13 protein-coding genes are annotated in these 14162 nt (G+C 70.2%); 7 read left to right on the top strand and 6 right to left on the bottom strand.

The annotated features are described in order from the left end of the window. The first annotated feature begins 3 nt into the window (after nucleotides 1-3). Nucleotides 4-1608, top strand: a complete 1605-nt coding sequence (locus PV419_RS02980) for a beta strand repeat-containing protein (protein WP_319686033.1) — start codon at nucleotides 4-6, stop codon at nucleotides 1606-1608. Between the two features lie 4 nt (nucleotides 1609-1612). Here the strand turns inward: PV419_RS02980 and PV419_RS02975 are convergent, their stop codons facing one another. Beyond that, nucleotides 1613-3190 carry an IPT/TIG domain-containing protein gene (locus PV419_RS02975; protein WP_319686032.1) on the bottom strand — a complete coding sequence of 526 codons (1578 nt, stop codon included), beginning with the start codon at nucleotides 3188-3190 and terminating at the stop codon, nucleotides 1613-1615. A gap of 383 nt (nucleotides 3191-3573) precedes the next feature. On the opposite strand from PV419_RS02975, the gene PV419_RS02970 reads away from it, so the two are divergent. Continuing rightward, a complete protein-coding gene (locus PV419_RS02970; RefSeq protein WP_319686031.1) occupies nucleotides 3574-4308 on the top strand; it encodes an IPT/TIG domain-containing protein in 735 nt (244 codons plus the stop codon). 95 nt (nucleotides 4309-4403) lie between these two features. On the opposite strand, the gene PV419_RS02965 is transcribed toward PV419_RS02970, so the two are convergent. Continuing rightward, nucleotides 4404-5756: a lipase gene (locus PV419_RS02965; protein ID WP_319686030.1), complete on the bottom strand. Its 1353-nt coding sequence runs from the start codon at nucleotides 5754-5756 to the stop codon at nucleotides 4404-4406. 133 nt (nucleotides 5757-5889) lie between these two features. Here PV419_RS02965 and PV419_RS02960 point away from each other — a divergent pair, with 133 nt between their 5' ends. After that, on the top strand, nucleotides 5890-6582 hold the full coding sequence (locus PV419_RS02960) for a DUF4232 domain-containing protein (RefSeq protein WP_319686029.1): 693 nt from the start codon (nucleotides 5890-5892) through the stop codon (nucleotides 6580-6582). A gap of 163 nt (nucleotides 6583-6745) precedes the next feature. Here the strand turns inward: PV419_RS02960 and PV419_RS02955 are convergent, their stop codons facing one another. After that, nucleotides 6746-7351 (bottom strand): TetR/AcrR family transcriptional regulator, encoded by a 606-nt coding sequence (locus PV419_RS02955; RefSeq protein ID WP_319686028.1) that lies wholly within the window; start codon nucleotides 7349-7351, stop codon nucleotides 6746-6748. A 113-nt stretch (nucleotides 7352-7464) separates the two neighbouring features. Between PV419_RS02955 and PV419_RS02950 the strand changes: the two genes are divergently transcribed. Both PV419_RS02950 and PV419_RS02945 read left to right on the top strand, forming a co-directional pair. Next, nucleotides 7465-8115, top strand: coding sequence for an SDR family oxidoreductase (locus PV419_RS02950; RefSeq protein WP_319686027.1), 651 nt, complete (start codon nucleotides 7465-7467; stop codon nucleotides 8113-8115). 42 nt (nucleotides 8116-8157) lie between these two features. Beyond that, entirely contained in the window at nucleotides 8158-8991 is an 834-nt protein-coding gene (locus tag PV419_RS02945; RefSeq protein WP_319686026.1) for a hypothetical protein, read from the top strand. Between the two features lie 6 nt (nucleotides 8992-8997). Here PV419_RS02945 and PV419_RS02940 read toward each other — a convergent pair whose 3' ends face one another. Both PV419_RS02940 and PV419_RS02935 read right to left on the bottom strand, forming a co-directional pair. Then, a complete protein-coding gene (locus PV419_RS02940; RefSeq protein WP_319686025.1) occupies nucleotides 8998-9573 on the bottom strand; it encodes a DUF3515 domain-containing protein in 576 nt (191 codons plus the stop codon). Nucleotides 9574-9645: 72 nt separating this feature from the next. Then, nucleotides 9646-9861, bottom strand: a complete 216-nt coding sequence (locus PV419_RS02935; RefSeq protein ID WP_319686024.1) for a DUF6011 domain-containing protein — start codon at nucleotides 9859-9861, stop codon at nucleotides 9646-9648. 115 nt (nucleotides 9862-9976) lie between these two features. Here PV419_RS02935 and PV419_RS02930 point away from each other — a divergent pair, with 115 nt between their 5' ends. After that, nucleotides 9977-10366: a VOC family protein gene (locus PV419_RS02930; RefSeq protein WP_319686023.1), complete on the top strand. Its 390-nt coding sequence runs from the start codon at nucleotides 9977-9979 to the stop codon at nucleotides 10364-10366. Between the two features lie 95 nt (nucleotides 10367-10461). Here PV419_RS02930 and PV419_RS02925 read toward each other — a convergent pair whose 3' ends face one another. Continuing rightward, nucleotides 10462-12579 (bottom strand): autotransporter-associated beta strand repeat-containing protein, encoded by a 2118-nt coding sequence (locus tag PV419_RS02925; protein WP_319686204.1) that lies wholly within the window; start codon nucleotides 12577-12579, stop codon nucleotides 10462-10464. 398 nt (nucleotides 12580-12977) lie between these two features. Here PV419_RS02925 and PV419_RS02920 point away from each other — a divergent pair, with 398 nt between their 5' ends. Continuing rightward, the gene (locus PV419_RS02920; protein ID WP_319686022.1) at nucleotides 12978-14141 is read left to right on the top strand and encodes a mandelate racemase/muconate lactonizing enzyme family protein; all 1164 of its coding nucleotides are present in this window, start codon (nucleotides 12978-12980) and stop codon (nucleotides 14139-14141) included. Nucleotides 14142-14162 lie beyond the last annotated feature (21 nt).

Below are 14162 nucleotides of genomic sequence, written 5' to 3'. Positions count from 1 at the left end.
GCCGTGCCCACGTCACCCGCCCCCTCTCCCCGACCCCTCGCCGTCGACGCGCGGACCGCCGCCGCGAAGGCCTCCGATACGAAGACCGCCGACACCCGGTCCGCCGCCCAGACCGCCGCGGCGGCGCCCTCGGTGACCGGGGTCAATCCGAGCAGCGGTCCGGCCGGTACGGCGGTCGTCATCACCGGCAGCGGATTCACCGGCACCACCCAGGTCCGGTTCGGTACCGCCCTGGCCTCCTTCACCGTGGTCTCCGCCACGCAGATCAACGCGACCGTTCCCACAGGCAGCGGCACCGTACAGATCACCGTCACCACGCCGAACGGCACCAGCACCCAGAACGTCACCTTCAGCTACGCCTCCGCGACGGCCCCGACCCTCACCTCACTCAACCCGGCCTCCGGGCCGGCGGGCGGCGGCAACTCCGTCGTCATCACCGGCACCGGCTTCACCGGCACCACCCAGGTGCTCTTCGGCACCACCGCGGCGACCGCCTTCACAGTCAACTCCGCCACCCAGATCACCGCCACCGCCCCGGCCGGCAGCGGTAGCGTGCAGGTGAAGGTCACCACCCCCGGAGGCAGCAGCAACACGCTCACCTATACCTATTCCACGGCCCCTGCCATCAGTTCCCTGAATCCGGCCTCCGGGCCGCAGGCAGGCGGCAACACGGTCGTCATCACCGGGACGAACCTGGCCACCACCACGTCCGTCCACTTCGGTGCCACCGCGGTCGGCTTCACGGTGCTCTCCAACACCCAGGTGTCCGCGGTCGCCCCGCCCGGCACCGTCACCGTCAATGTCAACGTCACCACTCCCGGCGGCACCAGCAACAACCTGATCTACACCTACTCCGCCATCCCCACGGTCACCACGGTCAACCCCGGCCAGGGGCCGACGTCCGGCGGCAACTCCGTCGTCATCACCGGCACCGGCTTCACCGGCACCACCCAGGTGCTCTTCGGCACCACCCCGGCGACCGTCTTCACGATCAACTCCGCCACCCAGATCACCGCCACCGCCCCGCCCGGGGCCCCCGGAGCCTCCCCGGTGAACGTGGTCACCCCGGGCGGCACCAGCAGTCCGGGCGCGTTCTACTTCTATGTGGCGCCACCCGCCCTGACCTCGCTCTCCCCGGCGAGCGGTCCGACGGCCGGGGGCAACACAGTGGTGATCAACGGCTTCCACCTCACCCTCACCACCGCTGTGCACTTCGGCGCCGCCTCGGTGCCTTTCACCGTCCTGAACGACAACCAGGTCAGTGTCACGGCTCCGGCCGGCACCGCCACCGCCAACGTCAACCTCACCACCTCCGGCGGCACCAGCAACAACCTCGTCTACACGTACGCCCCCGCCCCCGCCGTCTCCGGCCTCAACCCGGCCCTGGGCCCGGAGATCGGCGGCACGATCGTGACCGTCACCGGGACCAACCTGGCCACCACCACGTCCGTCCACTTCGGCGCCGCCTCGGCCGCGTTCACAGTGCTCTCCGACACTCAGCTGACGGCGGTCGCCCCGCCCGGGACCGGCACGGTCAGTGTCAACGTCACGGCCACGGGCGGCACCAGCAACAACCTGCCCTTCACCTATGTGCCCCCACCTGGGTAAGCCCTCAGGTGTAGGTGTACGAGACGGGGGACGTGGCGGTCCTGTTGTCGGCGGTCCGTACGACCACGGCGACGGGACCGGGCGCGTGGGCGGGGGTGATCGCCTGCACCTTGATGTCGGACATGACCTTGAAGATCGCGGAGACACCTCCGAACGTCACACCGGTAACGGCGCTGAGCCCGAGGCCGTTGATGTTGACGGCACGGCTGCCCGCGGCGGGCCCGGAGACGGGGCTGATGCTGCTGATGCTGAGGTTGGCGATGTAGGTGAACGGGAGCGAGTTGGAGACGCCACCGGGGTTGGCGATGTGCACGGGCACCTGGCCGACGACGCTTGACGGTGGGGCGACGACGGTCATCTGGGTGTCCGACAGCACCGTGGGTACGCGCACTGTCTTGCCGAACCACACTCCGGTGACGCCGACGAACCTGTGGCCGGTGAAGGTGGTAGTGGTGCCCCCGCTCGCCGGCCCGGACGTCACCGACATCTGGTCGATGCTCGGCACGCGGCGGTAGTAGTAGTGCCCGACGACCGCCGTGCCGCCGGCGGCGACGACGCGGACCGGCACGCTGCTGAGCGTTCCCGAGGGAGTCACCACGGTGAGCCGGTTGTCGTCGACGACAGTGAAGCTCGGGGCCCGGCGGGCCCCGAAGTACACCGCCGTGGTACCGGTGAAGCCCTCGCCCGTGATGGTCACCAAGGATCCGCCACCACGCGAGCCCTGGTTCGGGGTGATGCTCGCGGGCCGCCGCATCACCTTCACCGTATTGGCGCCGCTGTCGGTGGTGTAGAGCCGCAGACCGTCCGGTGAGGTGGTGATCCGCTGCGGCGAGCCGAATCCGACGAGCGTGGCCGTGACGGTGCTCGTGGCGGGGTTGATGACGGTGAGCGAGCCCCTGCCGGGTGTCACCGCGTAAAGGAGCGTCCCGTCCGGGGACATGGCGAGATACGCAGGGCCGGCAGCGAGGCGGATGGTCCCGGTGACGGTGTTGGTGGCCGTATTGGCGACGCCGACCGTGTTCCCGCCCGAGTTGGCCACGTACAGCCGGGAACCATCGGGAGAGACCGCCAGCCCGCGCGGACTGGTGAAGCCGCTGATGGTGGCCGTCACGGCGTTGCCCGTGGTGTTGATCACACTCACGGTGCCGCTGCCGATATTGGACACGTACATCACGGCCCCGTCCGGCCGGGACACAACGGTGTCCGGTGTGTTCCCCACCGCGACGGTGCCGGTGACGGTGTTGGTGGCCGTATCGACGACGGCGACCGTGTTCCCGCCCGAGTTGGCCACGTAGAGCCGGGAACCATCGGGACGGACCGCCAGCCCGCGCGGGCCGGTGAAACCACTGATCGTGGCCGTCACGGCGTTGGTGGCGGTCGTGATGACCATGACCGCTCCGGCCGCGGGCCGGGAGACGTAGACATGTGCGCCGTCGGGTGAGATCGCGACTTCCCATGGGCCGCTGCCCACGGTGATGGTGGATGCGACGGCGTCGGTCGCGGTGTTGACGACGGTGACGGTGTCACCGCCGGAATCGGCGATGTAGGCGGCCGCCCCGTTGGGTGTGACGGCGATGCCCACGGGCGCCGGCCCAACGGGGATCGTGTACGGGAGGAGAAGGTCGATCGGTTCGGCCGCCCTAGGGTCGGCAAGAGAAATGGTTGACGCCACCGGAGCACTCCTCTCGCTGGTTCCCCGGAGCCAGCCGGACAGCGGAAATATCTTACGGAATCAAGTATTCAGCGCCGATGACGCTCTTGCCAGATCGATTTAGGAGCACAGCGGCGCGAAAAGGATTGATTGCAGTAATTCATATTTGCAGATAACGCTTCTCAGTGGATTCCATGGCGCCCGAATACGCCTCCCGGACGGCCCCTGCGCCTGCTTCTCTCGTACAGAGAGCCCGCATCCTCATGCCTCAGGCCAACGGCGCTCGCCAACCGCTCGACGAAGGAGTAGACAGCATGGTCACACTCAACCCGAACCAGGGCCCGACGTCGGGCGGAAACCAGGTCATCATCACCGGTTCCGCCTTCACCGGCGCGACCAGCGTGAAATTCGGCACCAAGAGCGCGTCGTTCACCGTCAACAGCGACACCCAGATCACGGCGACAGCTCCTTCCAACAGCAGCGCCGTCCAGGTCGTCATCACCACGCCGTCCGGGAACTCCACGCCGGTCTGGTACTTCTACATCTTGCCGCCGAGCAAGTCCTCCCTCAGCAACACCGCCGGACCCCTGACCGGCGCCACGACCACGCTCACCGGCTCGAACCTGTACACCACCACCTCGGTGACCTTCGGCGGCACCCCCGCCGCGTCGTTCGATGCGGTGAACGACAACACGGTCGACATCGTCGCGCCGACCGTCACCACTCCGGCCACCGCGGCCATCAGCATCACCACCAAGGGCGGCACCACCAACGGGCTGACCTTCAGCTTCGTCGCCGCCCCCACCGTGACGAGCATGGACCCCACCGCCGGACCCGATTACGGCGGCACCCCGTCCACCGTCATCGGGACCAACTTCAGCGATGTCACCGATGTGATCTACGGCACCGACTCGGCCGCCTTCCAGCTCATCGACGACTCCACATTGGTCTCCTACTCCCCGGGCGGCACCGGCACGGTCCCCATCACCGTCCGCAGCGCAGGGGGCGACGACACCTCCCAGTCCTTCACCTACAACGTCACACCCTGACCGACATCGCGTGCACCGGGCGAACGGACACCGACGCCCCCTGTCCCGCGCCTCGGGTGACATCGCGGACGGCACAGGGGGCGTCGCCGCGACGCTCAGCCGATGAACCGCACGTCCGGGTGGCGCGGCGTGGGCCCGTCCAGCAGCGGCCGGTGCAGCCCGCGCAGATGCCGGTCGAAGAACGCCGTGAGGTAGGCTCGCCGGCTCGCCGCGAAACGGGCCGGGTCCACGGTGCCGATCATCTGCTTCCGCAGCCCTTCGGGCAGCGTGAGGCGCTCGGCGAGGGCGGGGAGGACGGTCTCGTAGTCGGTGAACGAGTTGTGCTCGGCCGCCTGCGTCCACAAGTCACGCTTCCAGCCCGTGGAGTTCTGCCACAGCGCCCGCCAGGAGGGCGAGTGTTCATGGGTGTGCGGCAGCCGCCCCGACGTGGTGTCCAGCCACGCCCCCATCAGCAGAAACGGCCGGTCGAGCCCGCTGTGTGCGACCGGCAGCAGCAGATCGGGGTCGGTCCAGTCGTAACCCAGCGGCCCGTCCAGGTTGGCCCCGGCCCGGATCCGGCGGTCCAGCCGCATGGCCTCCGCCGTCGTCATGCCCCCGAGCGAGTGCCCGAACATCCCGACCCGCCCCATGTCCAGCGCCGCGCCGAGCCCGCTGGGCAGCTGTCGCCGCCCGGCGTCGGGGTTGCCACCGCGCGCGAGCACCTCCAGCCGGTCCAGCACGAACCGGACATCGGCCACCCGCACGTCCAGTACCGCCTTGTTCCGCTCGGCGATCGGCTCGATCTTGCCGATCTCCGACGACGCCTCGGCGACCCTCCCGTCGGGGAACTCCACCGCGTGCGCCTCGTACGTCGGGTCGACCGTCACCACGACATAGCCCTGGCCGGCCAACTCCACCACCGCGCTGGTGTCCAGCGTGCGCTCGTTGTACATCCCGGGCGAGTACAGCACCACAGGCCTGCGCCCCAGCCCGCCCGCCACGCCCGCCCCCGCGCGGGCGTGCGTGGTGAACCCGCCCCAGTCGATGGCCCCGCGGTCGATTTTCAGGATCTGCGCGGCCCCCGCCCCGAACGCCTCGGCCGCACCCGGCCGCATGTACGGCACCCGCGCCCCGTCCGTCTCCCGCCGCGCCGGGTACCACACGCTCACCATGAGCTCCCGGTCGCCGGGCCCCCACCGCTCCTTCCGCCCCTGGTCCACCAGGTGCAGCTCGACCATCCCGACCGGGTACGGGCCGGTGGGCGCCGGCAACTCGACCCGTATGGCGCCGGCGTCCCCCTTCCGTGCCGGCTCTGCGCCGCCCTTGGGACCCTTGTGGCCCGTGTCGGAGGACACCGCGCCGGAAGCGACAGAGGCGGACGCGAGGGTCACGGCGGCCCCCGTGGCGGCCAGGCCGCCGAGTAGTTGACGCCGTGAGAGCCGGGACACGGCGGAAGTCATCAATCGCATGCCCCGACTCTGGCGCGGCGCGGGGCCCCCGCCCCACTGTCGAACGCCAGGTCCGCATCTGACTTTCGTCGGGACACCCCACAACACTCGCGATACGACTCGAACTCATGGCCGACCATGTAAGGATGCCGCCATGACGACACATGGCCGCATGCGCGAGAGACCGACGGACCCGGACCCGTTCAGACGCCGTGGCTCAACCCCCGTCCGTGCGGCCGCACTCGGCGCCACGGCGGGCCTGCTCGGCCTCCTCACCGCCTGCGGCACCAAGCCCACCTCCGAGGCCGTCGCGGCACCGGCCCCGCCCCCCGCGCCGTCCGTCGCCCCCCTCGACCCCGACCAACCCCGCTACGGCGATCTGTCGAGTCCCACCCCCTCCGCGCCGCCCACCTGCCCGGAGTCCGGTGTGTTCATCCAGGCCGAAGAGCCGAGCGCCGCGATGGGCCTGCGCGCCATGACCCTGAAGCTGACCAACTGCGGGAAGCGCACCTACACGCTGAACGGCTATCCGGCCATCCGCGTCCTGGACGAGGACGGAAAGCCCCTGGACATCCGCGTCAAGCACGGGTCCGCGGGTATCGCCACCCTCGACAACTTCGACGCCGCGCCCCGGCAGGTGACGCTGCGGCCCGAGGAGACGGCGGTGGCGGGCCTGGTATGGCGGAACACCGTGACCGACCCGACGACCCCGGCCGTCAACGGCAGGCAGCTGGACGTGGCCCCGGCCGAAGGCAGCCCCCGGCAGACCGTGACCGTCCTGCTCGACCTCGGCAACACCGGCAAGCTGGGCGTCAGCCCCTGGTCCGCCCCGGAGAAGACCTCCTAGACACTGCGGCGGCACAGCGACAGCTCCGGGCCATCAGCCGGCCCGACGTCTACCGGAACCTGTGAGGCACATACGCAAGGCCTTTCGACCACAGCGCAGTTGACACGGCTGACGTGACCGACACGGCCGACACGGCCGACACGGCTTCCGACAGGCGCGCGGCTCACCCCACCGCGGCCCAGACCGTACGGGCCACGGCCGGCGCGAACTCCTCCACCGGCTGCACGACCTCCTCACCGGAGAAGTGCAGGAAGAACGCCCGCTGGAAGCAGGCCCCGAGCAGCAGCGCGGCGGCGGCGCGCGGATCGGCGTCGGCGCGGATCCGTCCGCGGTCGCGTTCCCGCCGCAGGTGGCCGGTCAGCGCGTTGAGCACCATGTGCGGGCCCTTGCCGATCTTCTGGACGCCCTCCCTGTGGCGGCTGAGCAGAACCGGCTCCGCGAAGAGGGAGGCCGCCATCGGCATGGCGTCGGCGTAGAAGAGCGAGGCGTGGCGAGCGATCTCCGTCAGGCACTCCTCGACGGAGCGCTCCCCCGGGTCGCCGGTGAGCGCGGCGAGGAGCGGGCCGGCGTTGGGCGAGCGCTCGGTGAGCACCCGCACGAACAGCTCCTCCTTGTTCGCGAAGTGCTTGTAGAGCGCGGCCTCCGAGCAGCCCGCTTCACGGGCGATGGCCTTGGTCGTGGCGTTGGCCAGTCCGGTGGTGCGCATCAGCTTCTCGGCGGCGTCCAGCAGACGCTCCGGGGTGGGCCGACTTGACTTCGGGGTGAGCATTCACTCACCCTACTGGAAGCCGGGGTGAGTGAATACTCACCCATCTCGCCGTCACACCCATGACACGCACCCATCACCACGCATCCATCACCAGTCAGAGCCAGGGAGCCCCCATGAAACTCACCGTCTTCGGCGCCACCGGCGGCGTCGGCCGCCATGTCGTACGCCAGGCCCTCGACTCGGGCCACGAGGTGACCGCCGTGGTGCGCGACCCGGCGCGGCTGCCCGTCCCCGCCCACCCGCGGCTCCAGGTCCTCACCATCCCCGACCTCACCCACCACGAGCCGCTCCTCCCCGCCGTGACCGGCCGGGACGCGGTGATCTCCGCCGTGGGCCCGTCAAGCAACGCGCAGGCCAGGACCACACACATCGCCGGCACCGCTCTGCGCGCGATCGTCACGGCCATGGACCAGGCGGGCGTACGGCGGCTGTCCGCCGTCAGCGCCGCCCCGGTCGGCCCGGTGGCCGAGGGCGAGGGCCCGCTCACCCGCGCGGTGGTCTTCCCGCTCCTGCGCAGGGCGCTGCGCGACACCTACGCGGACCTGGCGGCCATGGAGGAGGCGATCAGCGCGAGCGACACGGGATGGACCGTCGTACGGCCGCCCAAGCTGACGGACAAGCCGCACACCGGCACCTATCGGCGCGTGATCGGCGGCAACGTCCCGGGCGGCATGACCATCAGCCGCGCCGACGTGGCGGACGCGCTGCTGACCTGCCTGGACGACCCGGCCACGGAGGGCCACGTGGTGGGAATCGCCACGTGAACACCGCCGGCTGACACATGCCACGGCTGACACGATGAGCGCATGTCGAACATCTTCTCCGACGCCATCCGCGTCTACGCCCGCCCCGGCGACCACATCGACGCCGTCGAGGCGCAGTGGATCACGTGGATGCTGCTCGGCCGCGGCGGTTCGTACCACGTTCCGGTCGTGACCCGGCGCGGGCCGGAGGGGGCTTACGTCGACATCCAGTACGGCTCGGGCAAGAGCCCCGACATCGTCAACTTCTGCCAGGACCACGCCCCGTACCTCTACGGAGCCGTCTGGGGCCGCCACCACAACGAGGGCCGGCAACGCGATCTGATCTGGCAGGGCGACGTCAACGACGGCCCGCACCGATACTGCCGCTACGGCTTCGACGAAGTGCGCGTCACGACCACCGGCGACCGCCCGCCCGGCGCCCCCGAAGCGCCCTGGCGGCGGCGGCCCGACGGCTCATGGCGGCTGTCCGTCAGCGGCAGCTACCACACCGGTAACTGCCGCCAAGCCGATGTCGGCCCCATGGCCACGCCCGCAACTCCCCTGCCCGACCCGCCGCCGACGGCCCTGCCCACCCCCACCACCCCGAACGACTGGGGCGAGCCCCTCACCGCCCTCGACCCCGTCTGGCTCGCCCCACTCGCCGACGAGCACCCGACGGCCACGCTGATCGAATACCGCTGGCGAGGCCGCGTCGTCCACCGCGCCCGCGAGGACGACGACTGGGACGGCCCCTCCTGGCAGCACCGCTGCGCCGACGACTGGGACAACTGCCTGGACCCCGACTTCCTCCGCTTCACCGGCGCGACCGATCTGCTCGCACCCGAGAAGGTCTACGAACGCGACCGCCAGGAGTGGGAGAAGCGCACATCGCGCTGACGGCGGTCAGTGCGCATGCGACGGCTGCGCGCTTCCGCCCGGCACATCACTGACGGACAGGCACTCCCGCTGTTGCCGGATCGGCTTCACCACCTTGCTCAGCTCCACCAGCACCCCGTCAATCCCGGCGACCCGGTCGGAGATCGAGACCTCCACCGCGGGGTCCCGACCGTAGGTGATGACCACCTTCTCGCCGTCCCGGGACTTCGCCTCCTCCACCACCCAGTCCACGCCGTTGACCTCCACGCACGGGTCGGCCGTCGGCAGGGGTGGGCTCATCCCGCAACGCAGCACCACCGCCCTGTCGCCCCACACGGCGACGCCCGCGGCCCCGCCGTCGGCCCGCTCCCGCCCGTCCAGCCTGGAAGGAAATTCCTTCGCGATCCGCCCGCACTCCGGCGCGTCACCCCTCGGCGCCGCCTCCACACCGAACGCGGGGGAGCTCACCACGCGCACCACGACGACCCCTGCGACGACCAGCCCGGCGGCGGCCACGCCGACAGCGATCCGCCCCTTGCGAGAAAGACGCCCCATCATCCCCTCGGACCCCTCGGCCGACTTTCCACCAGCCTTCTGGAGCATCGTCCCACCCGGCGCTCAATGATCGGACATCAGGTCCGGCAGGACCGCTTCTCGCCTCAAGTCCCCCGCAACTCAGGTACCCGGCAACGTCTCCTGCTCGACGTCATGCGCGGGCGGCCTCGGCGCACTCCGCACCGCCAGCTTCGCCCGGCACTCATCCCCCAGCCCCCACAAGCGCGCCTCACGCCCCCTCAGCGGGCGCCCACACATGCGGCATGTGACACGGCGCCGCGGGGCGGCGGGCTCCTCACCGAGGCCGGGCAGCGTGGTGGGGTCATCGGCGGTCATGACTCTGGTGTACCAGCTCGGACCCGGGCAGCGCCGCACTCAGAAATCTCTATACGCAGTATAGTGTATGTTGTACAGAGAAATGGTCAGTGCGATCTTGCAAGGAGAGCCGCCCGTGAAGGTCACCTCTTGTGCCGTGTCCCTCAACGTCGACGACGTCCCCGCCTCCAGCGCCTTCCTCGTCGAGCACTTCGGCTTCCACGAGCAAATGGCCGCCGACGGCTTCGCGTCCCTGACGCGTGACGACCTCAACATGAACGTCGTCTACCTGCGACGCGGGTTGGAGACCCTGCCCGCCGACCAGCGCGACGAGCACGCCGCCGGACTGATCCTCGCCCTCGTCGTCGACGACCTCGAAGGCGAGTTGGCCCGCCTGCGCGCCGAGGGCGTCACCATCACCATGCCGCTGACCGAGGAGGAGTGGGGCGAGCGCGCCTTCCAGGTCCGAGACCCAAACGGCGTCATCGTCCAGCTCGTCGACTGGAACGCACCCACCGGCGGCTGACACACCCGAGAGCCGGCGGCAGCCCCTGGTCCGCGACCACTACGCCCGGTGACAACCCCCGTCCACCACCCGGCCGGTCGGCGCGGACCAGGGAGTCACCCGTGCGCGGCGTGCCGTCCACCCCGGCGCCCACCGGGCCTGCGCCCGCGCCGCGCCAGCGGCACCGCCAAGCCGCTCAGCAGCCCGACGGCCAGCGCGTACGGCCACCAGTTGAGTCCGCTGCCACTGGAGGCGCTCGCGTTCTTCGTGGTGTCCGCCGCCGTACCCGAGGAGGCCGCGTCGACGTGGGCGCTCGCGGACGCAGGGGCGGCGGTGGCGGCGGTCAGCACCACGTCGTTGCCGTCCCCGCCCCGGTAGCTGATCCGGTACGTGGTGCCGGCGAGCTTCAGCTTGGCCCCCTCGCGAAGACCGGTGAACGCGCCCGTGGTCCCGGCACCGCCCTTGTGGTCAAGGACGGTGATCTTCCGCGGTGGCTTGGCGCCGATACCAGTGACCCCCGAAACGTCGAGCTCTCCGGCGAGCCCGGCCTTGCCCGACACCTCCAACGGCCGGGCACGCAGGGCGAATCGCCCCTTCACGGTCTGCGTGTAGTCACCGGTTACGGCGAGGCCGCCCGCGACCTCGCCCTCATTGGTCACCGAGCCCTTCACCGTGCCCCTGCCGGACAACGAGGTCGCCACCCGCAAGCCCGCCGCGCCCACGTCCAGCTTCGCCCCTGCCGAGGTGAGGCGGATCGCCTTGCTGCGGGCGAGAGTCGCCCCGGAACGCAGCGCCAGCGTGCCCTTCTTGACCGTCGTCGTCCCCGTGTACGTCACCGCGCCGCCTGCCAGCGTCGTCGTCGCGGCACCCGCCTGGGTGAGCGACCCGCTTCCGCTGATCCGGGACAGGGCCAGGGACTTGCCCACGTTGTTCAGCACGAGAGAGCCGTTGTTGACGACCTTGTAGAGGCCGCCCTCGGTGTAGAGCCCGCCGTCGCCGCCCCGCTTGCCGCTGCCCAGCCGCAGCACGGCGCCCTCCTCGACGGTCGTCGAGCCGTTGTAGTACTGGACGGCGGCGAAGGTGACGTCGTTGCCCTTCGTCCCCTTGATGACGATGTCACCGGCGCCGGGCGCGGAGAGCGTGTCGTGGAAGCGACCGCCGCCGATGGGGGCGCCCAGTGTCACCGGGCCGTTGTAGTCGAACGTGAGCAGCGAACGGGTGCGGGCCGCCAGCAGGTTGATGTAGACGGTCGCGGCGGTGCCCGGCATGAAGATCTTGTTCGTGGTGCCGTCCCCCCACTGGACGTCGGCGCCCTTGATGTTGGTGCCGCGCTTGTTGACGTTCTTCCGCGCGGGCGTCCAGTTCAGGGCGGGGTCACTGAGCGAGGGGTTGGTATCGCCGCCCTGGTTCGACCAGCTGTACTGGCCGGCCAGGATGACCTTGCTCCCCGGCCGGGACTGGACGTTGATGTCGCTGCCGTACTCGCGCTGGTAGAAGTCCATGCCCATGGTGACGGTCTGTCCCAGCGGGGTGTCCACGGTCCAGGTGCCCTGGTTGAGGACCTTGCGGACGAACCGCAGCGACGTCGCGTACTCCGGCCGGCCGGCGTTCACCTGCGTGCCGTTGTCGATCACCCCGGAGAAGGGGTGCGCGCCCGGCAGGTCCCAGGTGCCCCAGAGGAACCTCGGCTGGGCGACCAGCCCGGAGCCGCTGATGGTCCCCAGGTTGTAGGCGCTCTTCAGGGACAGCCGCAGGGTGCCGTCCACCCGGATGTTGTCCTGGTTCAGCCGGAACGCCGGGGTGCTGTACGGAAAGTGGCCGATCAGTCCGGTGGTGCCGCCGTTGCCGTACTGAAGGGTGGCGCCTTTCGCCACGGTCACGGCCGGCGGGTCCGGGTTGGTGACGGTGACGTACGGGTGGTTGCCGCCCTGTGTCTTCACCACCTGCCGCTGCCGGGACTCCGGCAGGGTGAAGTCGCTGTCCTTGGTGAGGATCAGTGTGCCGGTGCCGCGCACGGTGAGCGTGCCGGTGCCGCTGAACACACCGCTGTACGTGACCGTCCGGGACGGCACGGTCACCACCGTGTCGCCGGCGAGTGTCACGTTCCGGCCCGCCAGCACGTCGGCGGTCACGTCCCGCGGCCCGGCGGCGCTCGCGGTGGGGGCACCGAGCATGAGGGCGACCACCGCGAGGGCTCCGGCGGATGCTGCTGTCTTGTGAGTGAGGCTGCGCACAAAGGGGAGACGGGCCGGGGCCGGGACCGATAACAGAAATCTCACGGTCACCTTTCGCCCCGCCGAGGTCTTGAGGCGGCTCTGGGTTCGGCCTGGGTCGGGGCGGCGGCCGTCCGGGGCCCGGGGCGGCGGCCGTCGTGGCCCCACGGCTCCGGAGGCGATCAAGCGCGCCTTACGGAGCGCGAGAGCCCGAGGGGCCCACTCCGATATCCGTTCGACAACAAACCCGCCGACACCCCGCCCGGACCCCGCAGCAAACGTGAAAATCATTCGACAACCATTCGACGCGGACCATTGACACCCCTTACGCCCGGTGACTACCGTCACGCCAGGATTTCGAACGTGTGACGAAATATCGAACATCACACACCGCACCACTCGCGAAAGGGCAGAAAGCCTTGCGCATCACCGGAATCAGCACGCATGTCGTCGGCACCCCCTGGCGCAACCTGACCTACGTGCAGGTCCACACCGACGAGGGCATCACCGGCGTCGGAGAGACCCGCATGCTCGGCCACACCGACGCGCTGCTCGGCTACCTCCGTGAGGCCGAGGCCAACCACATCGCCGGATCGGACCCCTTTGCCGTCGAGGACCTCGTACGGCGGATGAAGTACGGCGACTACGGCCGTGCGGGTGAGATCGTGATGTCAGGGATCGCCTGCATCGAGATGGCCTGCTGGGACATCAAGGGCAAGGCCCTCGGCGTGCCCGTCTGGCAGCTGCTCGGCGGGAAGGTGACCGACAAGGTCAAGGCGTACGCCAACGGGTGGTACACGACCGAGCGGACGCCGGAGGCCTACCACAAGGCCGCCCAGGGTGTCATGGAGCGCGGTTACAAGGCCCTGAAGATCGACCCGTTCGGCACCGGGCACTTCGAGCTCGACCACAAGGAGACCTTGTACGCGGTCTCGCTCATCGAGGCCGTGCGGGACGCGATCGGCCCGGACGCCGAGCTGATGCTGGAGATGCACGGCCGCTTCTCCCCCGCCACCGCCGTCCGCCTGGCGAACGAGCTGGCCCCCTTCAAGCCGGCCTGGCTGGAGGAGCCGGTGCCGCCGGAGAACCTGAAGGCGCTGGAGAAGGTCGCGGCCAAGGTGGACATCCCGGTCGCCACCGGTGAGCGGATCCACGACCGCATCGAGTTCCGCGAGCTCTTCGAGAGCCAGGCGGTGGACATCCTCCAGCCGGACGTCGGCCACATCGGCGGCATCTGGGAGACCCGCAAACTGGCCGCCACCGCCGAGACCCACTACATGCTCGTCGCGCCGCACAACGTCGGCGGGTCCGTGCTCACCGCCGCCTCCCTCCAGGTCGGCTTCACCTCGCCCAACTTCAAGATCCTCGAGCACTTCAACGACTTCGCCGACTCGGAGATCAAGAAGGTGATCAAGGGGGCGCCGCAGGTGGTGGACGGCTACTTCGAGCTCTCCCACGCCCCCGGCCTCGGTGTCGAGCTGGACACCGACGCGGCCGCCGAGTTCCCGCAGCAGCAGGCCCGCTTCGACCTGTGGGCCGAGGGCTGGGAGAAGCGGGACCCCTCGCGGAGCGGCGGCAAGTGAACGCGGCGACCCCGGCGCCCG

It is taken from the genome of Streptomyces sp. ME19-01-6, from assembly GCF_033793745.1.
Classification (GTDB): domain Bacteria; phylum Actinomycetota; class Actinomycetes; order Streptomycetales; family Streptomycetaceae; genus Streptomyces.
Note: the sequence above shows the minus strand (reverse complement) of the source record. Positions and strands in the feature narration are given on the sequence as shown.